The following is a 14045-nucleotide window of genomic DNA, read 5'->3' on the forward strand; positions in this document are numbered from 1 at the left end:
AACCGAGGTAGCTGATGGAGCACGACGCCTGGCACATACTGATCGTCGAGGACGACGAGCGACTGGCCGAGCTGACGCGCGATTACCTGCAAAGCAACGGTCTGCGGGTCGCAGTGGAAGGCAATGGGGCGCTGGCGGCTGAGCGCATCATCCGCGAGCAGCCGGACCTGGTGATCCTCGACCTGATGCTTCCCGGCGAAGACGGCCTGAGCATCTGTCGCAAGGTGCGTGAGCGCTACGACGGTGTCATCCTGATGCTCACCGCGCGCACCGACGATATGGACCAGGTGCTGGGCCTGGACCTGGGGGCCGACGATTATGTGTGCAAACCGGTACGCCCGCGCCTGCTGCTGGCACGGATCCAGGCGCTGTTGCGCCGCAGCGAGCCGGCGCAAGCGCAGGCCTTGGCGCTTGAGCGGCGCCTGCAATTCGGCCCGCTGGTGGTGGACAGCGCGTTGCGTGAGGCGTGGCTGCATGACGCCGGTATCGAACTGACCAGCGCCGAATTCGACCTGCTGTGGCTATTGGTCGCGAATGCCGGGCGCATTCTGTCCCGCGAAGAAATCTTCATCGCCCTGCGCGGCGTCGGCTACGACGGTCAGGACCGGTCCATTGATGTGCGCATCTCGCGCATTCGCCCTAAAATCGGTGACGACCCGATCCACCCGCGCCTGATCAAGACCATCCGCAGCAAAGGTTACCTGTTCGTCCCCGAAGCCGCCGTCGACCTGCAGCTGTGAACTCAATCTTCCTGCGCATCTATGGCGGTATGTGTGCCGCACTGATCCTGGTGGCGCTGCTCGGCGTGCTCGCCTTGCACCTGCTCAACGAGGTGCGCAGCGACCAATACCGCGAGCGCCTGGCCCACGGCACATTTGCCCTGATGGGCGACAACCTTCAGCCCATGAACCGCATCGAACGCCAGCGCGCCCTGGCGGTGTGGGAGCGTTTACTCGGCATACCGCTGGAGTTGCGCACCTTCGCCGACGCCCGCCTGGACCTGGGCCAGCGCACCAGCCTGCAGCGCGGCCAGGTGCTGGTGCAACAGACCGGCCCGCATGCGGCGCGGGTGGTGCGGTTGGTCAGCGAGCAGGAACAACTGGTGCTGACCGGCGAAGTCCAGCAAATCAGCGAACAGTTGGCGCGCGCGACGATTTACCTGCTGTCCGATGAACTGGTGCGCTATCCCGTGGCGGAACAGCCTCAACGGCTGGCGGCTATAAAGGAGACCAAAGGCTTTGGCTTCGACATGCGCCTGATGACCCTGGACCAGGCCGACATGGATGACGACCAGCGCCGGCGCGTCTCCGAGGGCGATACGGTGATGGCGCTGGGCAAGGGCGGCGACTCGATCCGTGTGTTTGCCGGCATGGTCGGCACGCCGTGGGTGTTGGAGATCGGCCCGCTGTACCAGATGAACCCGTATCCGGCGCAATGGCTGATCCTGATCGCCTTGATCGGCCTGACCCTGATCGGCCTGATCGTGTATTTCCTGGTGCGCCAGCTGGAACGTCGGCTCAAAGGGTTGGAAGCCGCCGCCACGCGTATCGCCAAGGGCAACCTGCATGTGCGTGTGCCGGCCCGGGGCGCGGACTCGGTCGGGCGTCTGGCGGCGGCCTTTAATGGCATGGCCGAGCACTTGCAGCAGTTGCTGGCGATCCAGCGCGAACTGGTGCGTGCGGTGTCCCATGAGCTGCGCACGCCGGTGGCGCGCCTGCGCTTTGGCCTGGAGATGCTTGGCGAGGCCGCTACGTCTGAAGCGCGCCGCAAATACCTGGAGGGCATGGACAGTGATATCCAGGATCTGGACGGCCTGGTGGATGAAATGCTGACCTACGCGCGACTGGAGCAGGGGTCGCCGGAGCTGAATTTCCAGCGCGTGGACCTGGATGGGCTGCTCGATCAGGTGATCGGCGAATTATCGCCACTGCGCCCGGCCATCGTCGTCAGTCGCGGCATTTGCCTGTCATCGGCCCTTTGGGACGGCGCCCGGGTCGATGCCGAGCCGCGCTACCTGCACCGCGCGCTGCAGAATCTGGTGACCAACGCCATGCGTCACGCCCGCAGCCAAGTGTTGATCAGTTATCAGGTGGGGCAGGTACGCTGCCGTATCGACGTGGAAGATGACGGCCCCGGCGTACCGGAAAGCGCCTGGGAGCGCATCTTCACGCCGTTCCTGCGCCTGGACGACAGCCGCACCCGCGCTTCCGGCGGGCATGGGCTGGGCTTGTCGATCGTGCGGCGCATCATTTATTGGCACGGCGGGCGAGCGTTGATCAGCAAAAGCAACAACCTGGGCGGCGCGTGTTTCAGCCTGAGCTGGCCGAGGGACCAGGATAAGCACGCGCACTGATCAGCACGCCTGGGCCTGCACGGCCACCAGGCTCAGCAACTGACCGTCGTCCAGTGCGAACTGGCCTTGCAGCTCCGTACCCTGGCACCATTCGTGGGACAGGTCCGTGAGCAACCGCAGGCGTGCATGGCCTGTGTCAGACCACTCCAGCAGCTCGGCATGCTCAAAGTAAAAGCGCTTGTGCACGAGCGGGTAGAGCGCCTTGAACAGGCTTTCCTTGAGCGAAAACGTCAGTGTCACCAGCAGCGCGACCTGCTCTGGCTTGAGTCTGGCCATGCGTTGCAGTTCATCGGCGGTCAGAATCTCCCCGGCCAGGCGTTGCGCCCGTTCGGCACTCAGCAGATTTTCCAGGTCCATGCCCAGGCCGCGCCATTGCGCCGTGTGCCCGACAATTGCGGCGGCGTGCCCGGTGCTGTGGGTGATGGAACCGCTGACAGAGGGGGGCCAAACCGGCGCGCGATCTGCGCCGATCGCCGGGATGCAATCGGGATGACCTAGCTGGTGCAGGGCGGCGCGGGCGCACACGCGGCCGGCCAGGAATTCGGCCTGACGCTTGGCGACCGAACGCTGGATGCTCGCCGGTGGCGGCACGGCGCAGCGTTGAAAATCGTCCACCGCCAGCATCGCGGGATCGAAACGGGTGCTGAGCAACACCGTGCCCGCCAGTGGATCGGGCAGGGGCCAGCGGGCGTCGAGCGGAGTGCAGCAAGCGGGTAGGAGATTCATGGGGCGGTATTTTGCCCAGTTGCCGTCTCACAGGATAGCCCGCGCCGGTTCAGGCCAGGTTCAGAGCCTGTTCAGGGGGAGTTCAGGGGCGCCTGCGTAGTCTGGCCGGACAGCCAAACGCGTATGAGGTAACACCATGACTGCGATCAAAAAGCTGATGCTGGCCTTGACCCTGCTGAGTGCCGCTGCCGGAGCGCAGGCGTCGGAGGGCGCCTTCGCCGAATTCGGCAGGGAGAAAACCAGAAAGCCCAGTAACCTGATCCATCGTGTGAGCTTCGAAGAAGCGGGCAGCCAGACCTCGCCGTGGGGCCAGGCCTTGGGCGCGACGACCCCGCAGCCAGCCTACCGCGTCGGTTATGCGCAGCTGACCGGTCAATTCAATGGCATCAAACTGCGCCCGCAAGACCTGCAGGGCCGCTATGATGTCACCCAGTCGGACAGTTGATACGCTTTGGAGAGCCCTATGAAATTGCTGGTGGTGGAAGATGAGGCGCTGCTGCGCCATCACCTGTTTACCCGCCTGACCGACAGCGGCCATGTGGTCGAGGCCGTGGCCAATGCCGAGGAGGCCTTGTACCAGACCGGCCAGTTCAATCACGACCTGGCCATCGTCGACCTGGGCCTGCCGGGCATGGGCGGCCTGGACCTGATCCGCCAGTTGCGCGCCAAGGGCAAGACGTTCCCGATTCTGATCCTCACCGCGCGCGGCAACTGGCAGGACAAGGTCGAAGGCCTGGCCGCCGGCGCCGACGACTATGTGGTCAAGCCGTTCCAGTTCGAAGAGTTGGAAGCCCGCATGAACGCACTGTTGCGCCGCTCCAGCGGGTTTACCCAGTCCACCATCGTCGCCGGGCCGTTGCTGCTGGACATCAACCGCAAGCAGGCGTCCCTCGACGAACAGCCCCTGGCGCTGACCGCCTACGAATACCGCATCCTCGAATACCTGATGCGCCATCACCAGCAAGTGGTCGCCAAGGACCGCCTGATGGAACAGCTCTACCCGGATGATGACGAGCGCGACCCGAATGTCATCGAAGTGCTGGTCGGTCGTCTGCGCCGCAAACTGGAAGGCCCGGCCGGGTTCAAGCCGATCGACACCGTGCGTGGCCTGGGCTATCTGTTTAATGAGCGCTGCCGTTGATTCGCTCGTTACGTGTGAGACTGATGCTGGCGGCCGCCACCCTGGCCGTGCTGTTTATGCTCGGCCTGCTGCCGGCGATGCAAGGTGCGTTCAGCCTGGCGTTGCAGGATTCCATCGAGCAGCGCCTGGCGTCGGATGTGACCACGCTGATCTCCGCCGCGCGGGTGGAAAACAACCACTTGCTGATGCCGGCGCAACTGCCGGATGAACGCTTCAACCTCGCCGACAGCCGGCTGCTGGGTTATATCTACGACCGCGAAGGGCACCTGGTGTGGCGCTCGCGCGCGACCCGCGAAGAAAACATCAATTACAAACCGCGCTATGACGGGCGCGGCAACGAGTTTGCAAGGATTCGCGAGGCCAATGGCCAGGAATTCTTCGTGTATGACGTCGAGGTCAAGCTGCTCGGCGGCAAGAGCGCGGCATTCAGTATCGTCGCCCTGCAACCGGTGCGCGAATACCAGTTGACCCTCGAAGGTCTGCGCGAAAACCTCTACCTGGGCTTCGGCGCGGCGTTGCTGGTGCTGCTGACTCTGCTGTGGCTGGGCCTGACCTGGGGCCTGCAGGCGTTGCGGCGGTTGAGCCAGGAACTGGACCAGATCGAAGGCGGTACCCGCGAAAGCCTGTCCGAACAGCATCCCCGCGAACTGCTGCGTCTGACCGGTTCCCTGAACCGTTTGTTGCACAGCGAGCGCGAACAACGCACGCGTTACCGCGATTCCCTCGACGACCTGGCCCACAGCCTGAAAACCCCGCTCGCGGTGTTGCAGGGTGTGAGCGAAGACATGGCCCAGCGCCCCGAAGACCGCGATCAGGCCCGGGTACTGCAAACGCAGATCGAACGCATGAGCCAGCAGATCAGCTACCAGCTGCAGCGTGCCAGCCTGCGCAAGAGCGGCTTGGTGCGCCATCAGGTGCGCCTGGAACCGGTGGTCCAGAGCCTGTGCGACACATTGGGCAAGGTGTACCGCGACAAAGCAGTGACGGTCTCCTTCCAGTTGCCCCAGGCGTGCGACGTGCCCATCGAGAAGGGGGCCTTGCTCGAGTTGCTCGGCAATCTGTTGGAGAACGCCTACCGCCTGTGCCTGAGCCAGGTGCGCATCAGCCTGATCGAAAACGAAGACGGCACGGAACTGTGCATCGAAGACGATGGCCCCGGTGTGCCGCCGGACCAGCGGGCGCGCATCCTGCAACGCGGCGAGCGCCTGGACCGCCAGCATCCTGGGCAGGGCATCGGCCTGGCGGTGGTCAAGGACATTATCGAAAGCTACGGCGCGCGGCTGACCCTGGACGATTCACCCCTGGGCGGCGCGGCGTTCAGGATTCACTTCCCCGCCGTGTGATCTTCAGTGGCTGGGCTGGCCATGCACGGGGCAAGCCCGCTCACCATAGCAAGCCCCCGATGAGGCCCTCACACACGACGCAGTGCTAGCTCTCCTGCGCCCGATAGGCGCCCGGTGTCAGCCCCGTCCACTTCTTGAACGCCCGATGAAACGCCGACGGTTCTGAAAAACCCAACTGCTCGGCGATCTGCTGCAAGGACAGATCCGCCCGACCCAGGTGGTAGATGGCGATGTCCCGCCGCAATTCATCCTTGAGCGCCTGGAAACTGGTGCCTTCTTCGCGCAGGTGCCGGCGCAGGGTTTGCGGGCTGATATGCAGATGCTGGGCGACCGCTTCCAGGTCGGGCCAGGGCGTGCGGTCGCGGCTCAGCAGGCGGCGCAACTGGCTGCTCAGGCTGTCGCCTTCATCCGGGCGCGATAACAGGTCGGCCGGGGAGCGCGCGAGGAAATGCTTGAGGGTGCGCTCGTCCTGCAGCAACGGCAGGCTCAGGTAGCGCACCGGAAACACCAGGCTGCTGTGCGGTGCACCGAACACCTGGGTGCAGGGGAACAGCAGGTCGTATTCGCTGGCATGGGGCGGCCTGGGGTAGGCGAAGGTGGCCTGGTGCAATCGGATACGCTGGCCGATCAGCCAACTGCCCAGGCGGTGCCAGATCACAAGCAGGCACTCGCTGAGGAAGTGGTCCGGGTCCCAGAGTTGCGAATGGTCCAGGCTCAGGCGCGCCATTTCGCCTTCGCGCGTCAGCTGCCAACGCGGGCCCTGCGGGAATAAGCTATAAAACAGTAAGCCGCGTTTCAGAGCCTTCTCCAGGGTGCGGCAGTGGATCAACGCGTGGCACATCATGGCGAAGGTGCCGCGTTTGCTGGGGCCATCGGCGAACCCCAGGTATTCGTCGTCCAGCGCCAGCCAGAGCATTTGCAACAACCGGGTAAATTGCTCCGGCGCGATGCGGGCGCGGGGTTCGGTCAACAGTTCCTGTGGGATGCCCACCTGCTGCAGCAGGGCCGAATAGTCATGACCGGCCCGACGCGCACCCCCCAGAGCGGCGCGGGCAAAGTGGCTGGCAATGGTTCGTTCACGCATGCGGGGCCCTCGTCCATGGAGTGGCGGATGGTAGCCACCACCCGGCGGGCGCGGCAAGGCGGATATCCGCCAAATTGCAGGGCACTGCAGAGCGGTGCGGCGGAAAACCGCCACGTATTGATCTGCGTTGGTGGCGGCTTGAAACCGCCGGCCCCGGTGTCTAAAGGCCCTCAGCGGATTTATGCAAAGTGGCACGGCGTTTGCGATAGGTCGACAGGTAAGGCAGTGAAAGATTTATCCCACTGCCCTCACAAACAACAAATCCCTCCAGTGCAGGAGGGTTCGCAATTCAAGTGTCGTGGGCAATGGCGGATATTTGCCACACGGGACGTTTGAGGAATTTTGCAATGACGACTCGTCAGCCACTCTACAAATCCCTGTATTTCCAGGTGATCGTTGCAATCGTTATCGGTATCTTGCTCGGTCACTTCTACCCGCAGACCGGCGTGGCCCTCAAGCCACTGGGTGACGGGTTCATCAAACTGATCAAAATGGTCATCGCCCCGATCATCTTCTGTACCGTTGTCAGCGGCATCGCCGGCATGCAGAGCATGAAATCGGTGGGCAAGACCGGCGGCTACGCGCTGCTCTACTTTGAAATCGTCTCCACGATTGCCCTGCTGATCGGTCTGGTGGTGGTGAACGTGGTGCAGCCGGGTGCCGGCATGCACATCGACGTAGCCACCCTGGACGCTTCTAAAGTCGCGGCCTATGTGACCGCCGGTGCAGACCAGAGCGTGGTTGGCTTTATCCTCAACGTCATCCCGAACACCATCGTCGGCGCCTTCGCCAACGGCGACATCCTGCAAGTATTGATGTTCTCGGTCATCTTCGGCTTTGCCCTGCACCGCCTGGGTGCCTACGGCAAGCCGGTGCTGGACTTCATCGATCGCTTCGCCCACGTGATGTTCAACATCATCAATATGATCATGAAGCTCGCGCCGATCGGTGCCCTGGGTGCCATGGCGTTCACCATCGGTGCCTACGGTGTGGGTTCGCTGGTGCAACTGGGCCAGCTGATGATCTGCTTCTACATCACCTGTGTGCTGTTTGTGGTCGTCGTGCTGGGCGCCATCTGCCGCGCCCACGGTTTCAGCGTGCTGAAATTGATCCGCTACATCCGTGAAGAGCTGCTGATCGTTCTGGGTACGTCCTCCTCCGAATCCGCGCTGCCACGCATGCTGATCAAGATGGAGCGTCTTGGCGCGAAGAAATCCGTAGTCGGTCTGGTGATCCCGACCGGCTACTCCTTCAACCTCGACGGTACCTCGATCTACCTGACCATGGCCGCCGTGTTCATCGCCCAAGCGACCGACACCCACATGGATATCACCCACCAGATCACCCTGCTGCTGGTGCTGCTGCTGTCTTCCAAGGGTGCTGCGGGCGTGACCGGCAGCGGCTTCATCGTCCTGGCGGCGACCCTGTCGGCTGTCGGCCACCTGCCGGTCGCCGGTCTGGCGCTGATCCTGGGCATCGACCGCTTCATGTCCGAAGCCCGTGCGCTGACTAACCTGGTGGGTAACGCCGTGGCCACCATCGTCGTGGCCAAGTGGGTCAAGGAACTGGACACCGATAAACTGCAGAGTGAGCTGGCGTCGGGCGGTACCGGTATTTCCGAATCCCGTGAACTCGATGACCTGGGCGTGGCCGAAGGTCCTGCACCGGTGGTCAAGTAAGACGCTGATGGCGTGAACTGACGCCCCCAGCCTTGCACAAACGCCCCGACAAGTTCGGGGCGTTTGCGTTTATGGCTCGGCACTTCGGGCGATTTTTTGATTTACAGTGAGCGCGATAGTGACCGCGGGAGGCTTGATGGACAGTGTGGATCTGAATGTTCTGCGTAGCGTGCTGGAGTGGCGCCGCGCCGGGCAGCGAGTGGTGTTGTACAGCGTGGTCCAGACCTGGGGCAGCGCGCCACGCCCACCGGGCGCCATGTTGGCGTTGCGCGGCGATGGCGTGGTGATCGGCTCGGTATCCGGCGGTTGCATCGAAGATGACCTGATTGCCCGCCTGCACGACGGCCGCCTGGTAGACGACGGTCCGCCGGTACAGTTAGTGACCTACGGCGTCACCCAGGACGAAGCCGCACGTTTTGGTCTGCCTTGCGGCGGCACCTTGCGCCTGACCGAAGAGCGGGTGCAGGACTGGCAATGGGTCGCCGACCTGCTGGCACGCTGCGAGGCCCATGAGATTGTCGCACGGGAGCTGAACCTGACCACGGGCGAGGTCACCTTGAGCGGCGCCACCAAAACCGATGGTCTGAGCTTTGACGGTGAACGCCTGCGCGCCATCTACGGCCCGCGTTGGCGCCTGCTGCTGATCGGCGCCGGGCAGCTGTCGCGCTACGTCGCGGAAATGGCGCGCTTGCTGGATTTCGAAGTGCTCATCTGCGATCCCCGCGAAGAGTTCGTGTACGGCTGGGAGGCGCAGCACGGGCGCTTCGTGCCGGGCATGCCCGATGAAGCGGTGCTGTCTATCCAGACCGACGAGCGTACGGCTATCGTCTGCCTGACCCACGACCCGCGCCTGGACGATATGGCGCTGCTGACGGCGTTGGACTCCCGTGCGTTTTACATCGGCGCGCTGGGCTCGCGGGTCAACAGTCAGAAACGCCGGGACAACCTGGCGGCGTTGGGGCTGACGGCGCAGGCGATTGCGCGGTTGCACGGGCCGATCGGCCTGCATATCGGCAGTCACACGCCGTCGGAAATCGCCTTGTCGCTGATGGCGGAAATTGTCGCGATCAAGAACGGCGTGGCGCCTATGCAGAAAAAACCCTTGCCGGTGCTGGCTGAGTGACCGTCACGGCGATAGTGCTGGCGGCAGGGCAGGGCAGTCGTTTTCGCGCCGAAGCCGGGGCTGACCAGGACAAATTGCTGGCGCCCTGCGTGGGGCTGGACGGTGTGACCCGGCCGGTGATTGAGCAGGTGCTGGTCAACCTACCCGCCGCTGTGGTTGAGCGCTGGGTCGTGACACTGCCGGAGCGCACCGACGTCATTCGGCTGGCTGAAGCCTACGGCTGCCAAGTCCTGACGTTGTGCTCCGCCGGCATGGGCGAAAGCCTTGCGGCGGCCGTCGCGGCCAGTGATAACGCCGAGGGCTGGCTGGTGGTGCTGGGGGATATGCCGTTTATCCAGGCATCCAGCATCGAGCAGGTGATCCAGGGGTTATCCAGAGAAGGCATCCGTGTGCCTGTGCAAGCCGGCCGTTATGGGCACCCTGTGGCCTTTGGTGGTGATTTCGGGCCGGGGTTGATGGCGTTGACGGGTGATCGCGGCGCCAGGTCTTTGTTCACTCAGGCAGATGTCACCCAGGTGCCGGTGAACGATCCGGGGGTGTTGTGGGATGTGGACGTACCTGCGCTGTTGAATTACCGCTGAGCGATACAAAAAAGCCCCGCCTGATCACTCAGGCGGGGCTTTTTAGTGGCTGATGGAATCAGGCGAGAGGTTTAGGCTCGTGCTCTGCTTCCTGGGCCTTGTGCTCTGCCGCTTCTTCGACGACGCGCGGGGCTTCGTCAGCGACAGGGGCGGCGGGTTCTGCCACCGGTTCAGCCGAGGCTTGAGCAGCTGCCGCAGCCGCAGCGGCAGCGGCTTCAGCTTCTTTGCGACGGCGACGCACTTCACGTGGGTCGTTCGGCGCGCGGCCATTTTCGGTCAGGGCAGTGACTGGCGCGGCTTCAACCACTGGGGCTGCAACCTCGGCGACCACAGGGGCCTCGACGACCGGCGCGGGCTCGACGACTGGCGTCGGCTCGACCACCACGTTTTCGGCAACCGGCGCTGGTGCTTCTTCTGCCACAGGGACAGGCGCTGGTGCTTCAACCGGAGCGGCAGGTTCAGCGTTCCATTGGAAGGCGGTCTGTTCTTCGCGAACTTCACGCACTGCCGGGGCGGCTTCTTCGGCGACCGGTGCTTCAATCGCTGCTTCCACCACTGCCTGAGGCTCAGCCTGCGGCGCAACCTCAACGGCTATCACATCGGTGACCGGCTGGGCGTCGCGAACCGGTGCTACTTCCACTTCCGGAACCACGGGGGCTTCGATCGGGGTCGTTGCTTCTACCGTCGGAGCTTCCACCACGGCAGGCTCAACGGCCGCAGTTTCGGTAACCGGGGCTTGCACGGCAGCAGTCTCTTCGACAGCGGCGGTTGCGCGTTCAGCCTGCTCGTGGGCCTGGGCTTCAGCTGGTGCGCTGATAACCGAGCTGGCCACGGCAGCGGTGACGGCAAGGCCGGCGGCCAGTTCGTCGCCAGTCGGTTGCTGGGCACCGGCTTCGGTGTGTTCGCCGGTTTCTTCCGAACCTTCGATCACGTTGCCGTTGGCGTCGCGCTGACGCTCACGACGGTTGCTGCGACGACGCTGGCCACGGGAGCGGCGGCGTGGACGATCGCCTTCGGCGTTGTCCTGGCCGTCTTCCTGCAGTTGCTCTTCGCCGGTCAGCACTTCTTCTTCGCTGGCGGCAGCGGCCTGTTCGGCGCGCGGTTGACGCTCTTCACGCGGGGCACGAGGCTGGCGTTCTTCACGCGGCGCACGTTCTTCGCGCGGCGGGCGAGCCGGGCGCTCTTCGGTGGCGGCGGCAGCGGCAACGGCCGGAGCAGCGTCCAGCGGCTCACGCAGTTCACGTACGCGCTCTTCACGCTCACCGCGAGGCTTGCGATCTTCGCGCGGAGCGCGTGGGGTGCGTGGCGCGCGCTCTTCACGTGGTGCACGTTCTTCACGGGCTACGGTCGGCGTGTCTTCGCGGGCTTCGCGAGGCTGGCGCTCTTCGCGTGGCGCGCGTTCTTCACGCGGTGCACGTTCTTCGCGCGGCTTGCGTTCTTCGTCACGGCGGCCGTTGCGGTTACGGCTCTGCTGGCGACCGTTGCGACGCTCTTCATTACGCGCCGGGCGCTCGGTGGCAGGCTTTTCAACCACGACCGGGGCGGCGGCAGGCTCTTCCTTGGATGCGAACAGGCTGACCAGCGACTTGACCAGGCCTTTGAACAGGCTCGGCTCAGGCATTGCGGCCGGTGCTGCAGCCGGCGCGGCGACTTCAACCGGAACCGGTGCATTGGCGCGCGCCGGCGCGGTCTTCACGGCAGCTTCCTGGCGAACCAGGGTGCGGGTCGCGGCGGCTGGCTGGACTTCTTCCACTTCCGCGGCGGCAGCGGCGATTTCGTAGCTGGACTGGCCGCTGTGGGCTTCCGGGCTGTCGTCACGCAGGCGCTGTACTTCGAAGTGCGGCGTCTCGAGGTGATCGTTCGGCAGGATCACGATGCGGGCACGGGTGCGCAGTTCGATCTTGGTGATCGAGTTGCGTTTTTCGTTGAGCAGGAAGGCCGCAACCGGGATCGGCACTTGCGCGCGGACTTCGGCGGTGCGGTCTTTCAGGGCTTCTTCTTCGATCAGGCGCAGGATCGCCAGGGACAGCGATTCAACGTCACGGATGATGCCGGTGCCGTTGCAACGCGGGCAGACGATGCCGCTGCTCTCGCCCAGGGATGGACGCAGGCGCTGACGGGACATTTCCAGCAGGCCGAAGCGCGAGATGCGGCCAACCTGCACGCGGGCGCGGTCGGCTTCCAGGCATTCGCGGACTTTTTCTTCCACGGCGCGCTGGTTCTTGGCCGGGGTCATGTCGATGAAGTCGATCACGATCAGGCCGCCGATATCACGCAGGCGCAGCTGGCGGGCGATTTCTTCAGCCGCTTCCAGGTTGGTCTGCAGGGCGGTCTCTTCGATGTCGCTGCCTTTGGTGGCGCGCGCCGAGTTGATGTCGATGGACACCAGGGCTTCGGTCGGGTCGATCACGATGGAACCGCCGGAAGGCAGTTCGACCACGCGCTGGAAAGCGGTCTCGATCTGGCTTTCGATCTGGAAACGGTTGAACAGCGGGACGCTGTCTTCGTACAGCTTGATCTTGCTGGCGTACTGCGGCATCACCTGGCGAATGAAGGTCAGGGCTTCGTCCTGGGCTTCAACGCTGTCGATCAGCACTTCGCCGATGTCCTGGCGCAGGTAATCGCGGATAGCGCGGATGATCACGTTGCTTTCCTGATAGATCAGGAACGGCGCGGAGCGATCCAGGGAGGCTTCTTTGATGGCGGTCCACAGTTGCAGCAGGTAGTCGAGGTCCCACTGCATTTCTTCGCTGCTGCGGCCCAGGCCGGCAGTGCGCACGATCAGGCCCATGTCGGCTGGAGCGATCAGGCCGTTGAGCGCTTCACGCAGTTCGTTGCGCTCTTCGCCTTCGATGCGACGGGAGATGCCGCCGGCACGCGGGTTGTTCGGCATCAGGACCAGGTAACGGCCGGCGAGGCTGATGAAGGTGGTCAGGGCGGCGCCCTTGTTGCCACGTTCTTCTTTTTCGACCTGGACGATGACTTCCTGGCCTTCGCTCAGGACGTCCTTGATGTTTACGCGGCCTTCGGGGGCTTTCTTGAAGTACTCGCGGGAGATTTCTTTGAGGGGCAGGAAGCCGTGGCGCTCGGAGCCGAAATCGACAAAGGCAGCCTCAAGGCTTGGTTCGATGCGAGTAATACGGCCTTTGTAGATGTTGGCCTTCTTTTGCTCGCGTGCACCGGATTCGATATCCAGGTCATAGAGGCGCTGGCCATCTACGAGTGCAACACGCAACTCTTCGGGTTGAGTTGCGTTAATCAGCATTCTTTTCATGTTGTACCGTCGGTTTCCGGGCTGCCGGAAACGGCGTTCGGCACACACGACTTCTCACGGTCGGTGTCAGGTGCGTCAAGAGTGGTTGGCCACTCCAGTGTCCAGCAAAATCGGCCAATTGGGCCGGTATGCGACGGACGCGTCCTGCTTGTTAGCGGTGGTGACAAAGGCACCACTTCAACAAAAGCTAAGGTCAGGAGGAGGAATCAACCGGCGACTGTGGACGAGATGAAGCGTCTAAATATAAGCCTAGTGCTACACGGTCCGACGGTTGTGCATCTCCACCCTACACGTATCCCTGATAATTCGGGTGCTGCCGCGCGCAGAATCCGCAGCGGGTTGGCATTTACCGTGTACTCCAATGGGGAGTTCACGCTCATGGCTAAACAGGCCTGAATGAAAGCGACTGCGCTCTCACTCAGCTCTTAACAGGCGTTGTTTCCGAAGCATTCGCCATGGTCTGGCTCAAGACTGACTGCACTTTGTGAACTGGCCGTAAATATCGGCGCAGAAGGCGAGTATTCACTCTGCTTTCCGCGCTCGCTTCAGGCCTCATGTCACCTGCGCTTGTTACAATCCCGAGCTTTCCAAGGTGGCGAACGCCCCGTAGGACGGCCTCGCGTCCTGATGAATTGCGATGGTCAGGGCCGGCAGTTTGCCGCAAGTCCTCTGGCCAGGCCGCTTTTGGCGGCGTTCGCGACTATAGCAGCAATGATTAAGTGCTTCAATTCCATAAAAAAT

General features: G+C 63.4%; 11 protein-coding genes. 8 read left to right on the forward strand and 3 right to left on the reverse strand.

Features of this window, described 5'->3' with window-relative positions; genetic code table 11:
• The first annotated feature begins 14 nt into the window (after positions 1-14).
• Positions 15-740, forward strand: coding sequence for a response regulator (locus OSC50_RS05415; protein WP_181081186.1), 726 nt, complete (start codon positions 15-17; stop codon positions 738-740).
• Positions 737-2353, forward strand: coding sequence for an ATP-binding protein (locus OSC50_RS05420; protein WP_253509018.1), 1617 nt, complete (start codon positions 737-739; stop codon positions 2351-2353). Before OSC50_RS05415 ends, OSC50_RS05420 begins: the two co-directional genes overlap by 4 nt.
• On the opposite strand, the gene OSC50_RS05425 is transcribed toward OSC50_RS05420, so the two are convergent.
• Positions 2354-3079 (reverse strand): 4'-phosphopantetheinyl transferase family protein, encoded by a 726-nt coding sequence (locus OSC50_RS05425; RefSeq protein WP_253509016.1) that lies wholly within the window; start codon positions 3077-3079, stop codon positions 2354-2356.
• A 136-nt stretch (positions 3080-3215) separates the two neighbouring features.
• Between OSC50_RS05425 and OSC50_RS05430 the strand changes: the two genes are divergently transcribed.
• Genes OSC50_RS05430 through OSC50_RS05440 form a run of 3 tightly spaced genes read left to right on the forward strand, consistent with a single transcriptional unit; the run spans position 3216 to position 5563 of the window.
• The gene (locus OSC50_RS05430; protein WP_181081183.1) at positions 3216-3524 is read left to right on the forward strand and encodes a hypothetical protein; all 309 of its coding nucleotides are present in this window, start codon (positions 3216-3218) and stop codon (positions 3522-3524) included.
• Between the two features lie 18 nt (positions 3525-3542).
• Entirely contained in the window at positions 3543-4220 is a 678-nt protein-coding gene (locus OSC50_RS05435; protein ID WP_181081182.1) for a response regulator, read from the forward strand.
• Positions 4217-5563, forward strand: a complete 1347-nt coding sequence (locus OSC50_RS05440; protein WP_181081181.1) for an ATP-binding protein — start codon at positions 4217-4219, stop codon at positions 5561-5563. The genes OSC50_RS05435 and OSC50_RS05440 overlap by 4 nt, the downstream gene beginning before the upstream one ends.
• An 85-nt stretch (positions 5564-5648) precedes the next feature.
• Here the strand turns inward: OSC50_RS05440 and OSC50_RS05445 are convergent, their stop codons facing one another.
• Complete coding sequence (locus OSC50_RS05445) at positions 5649-6647, reverse strand: AraC family transcriptional regulator (RefSeq protein WP_266246414.1); 999 nt, start codon at positions 6645-6647, stop codon at positions 5649-5651.
• Between the two features lie 347 nt (positions 6648-6994).
• On the opposite strand from OSC50_RS05445, the gene OSC50_RS05450 reads away from it, so the two are divergent.
• The 3 genes from OSC50_RS05450 (at position 6995) to OSC50_RS05460 (ending at position 10030) form a co-directional block, all read left to right on the forward strand.
• The gene (locus tag OSC50_RS05450) at positions 6995-8326 is read left to right on the forward strand and encodes a dicarboxylate/amino acid:cation symporter (RefSeq protein WP_181081179.1); all 1332 of its coding nucleotides are present in this window, start codon (positions 6995-6997) and stop codon (positions 8324-8326) included.
• 136 nt (positions 8327-8462) lie between these two features.
• Positions 8463-9449 carry an XdhC family protein gene (locus OSC50_RS05455; protein WP_253509012.1) on the forward strand — a complete coding sequence of 329 codons (987 nt, stop codon included), beginning with the start codon at positions 8463-8465 and terminating at the stop codon, positions 9447-9449.
• On the forward strand, positions 9446-10030 hold the full coding sequence (locus OSC50_RS05460) for a nucleotidyltransferase family protein (RefSeq protein WP_253509010.1): 585 nt from the start codon (positions 9446-9448) through the stop codon (positions 10028-10030). Before OSC50_RS05455 ends, OSC50_RS05460 begins: the two co-directional genes overlap by 4 nt.
• 58 nt (positions 10031-10088) lie before the next feature.
• Here the strand turns inward: OSC50_RS05460 and rne are convergent, their stop codons facing one another.
• Entirely contained in the window at positions 10089-13295 is a 3207-nt protein-coding gene (gene rne, locus OSC50_RS05465) for a ribonuclease E (RefSeq protein WP_266246410.1), read from the reverse strand.
• Positions 13296-14045 lie beyond the last annotated feature (750 nt).

This window comes from Pseudomonas quebecensis (genome assembly GCF_026410085.1).
GTDB classification, from domain to species: Bacteria; Pseudomonadota; Gammaproteobacteria; order Pseudomonadales; family Pseudomonadaceae; genus Aquipseudomonas; species Aquipseudomonas quebecensis.

Bases quoted from the DNA above. Each gene is read 5' to 3' on its own strand.
- OSC50_RS05415 (WP_181081186.1), top strand. From the start codon at position 15: ATGGAGCACGACGCCTGGCACATACTGATCGTCGAGGACGACGAGCGA.
- OSC50_RS05425 (WP_253509016.1), bottom strand. From the start codon at position 3,079: ATGAATCTCCTACCCGCTTGCTGCACTCCGCTCGACGCCCGCTGGCCC.
- OSC50_RS05430 (WP_181081183.1), top strand. From the start codon at position 3,216: ATGACTGCGATCAAAAAGCTGATGCTGGCCTTGACCCTGCTGAGTGCC.
- OSC50_RS05435 (WP_181081182.1), top strand. From the start codon at position 3,543: ATGAAATTGCTGGTGGTGGAAGATGAGGCGCTGCTGCGCCATCACCTG.
- OSC50_RS05445 (WP_266246414.1), bottom strand. From the start codon at position 6,647: ATGCGTGAACGAACCATTGCCAGCCACTTTGCCCGCGCCGCTCTGGGG.
- OSC50_RS05450 (WP_181081179.1), top strand. From the start codon at position 6,995: ATGACGACTCGTCAGCCACTCTACAAATCCCTGTATTTCCAGGTGATC.
- OSC50_RS05455 (WP_253509012.1), top strand. From the start codon at position 8,463: ATGGACAGTGTGGATCTGAATGTTCTGCGTAGCGTGCTGGAGTGGCGC.
- rne (WP_266246410.1), bottom strand. From the start codon at position 13,295: ATGCTGATTAACGCAACTCAACCCGAAGAGTTGCGTGTTGCACTCGTA.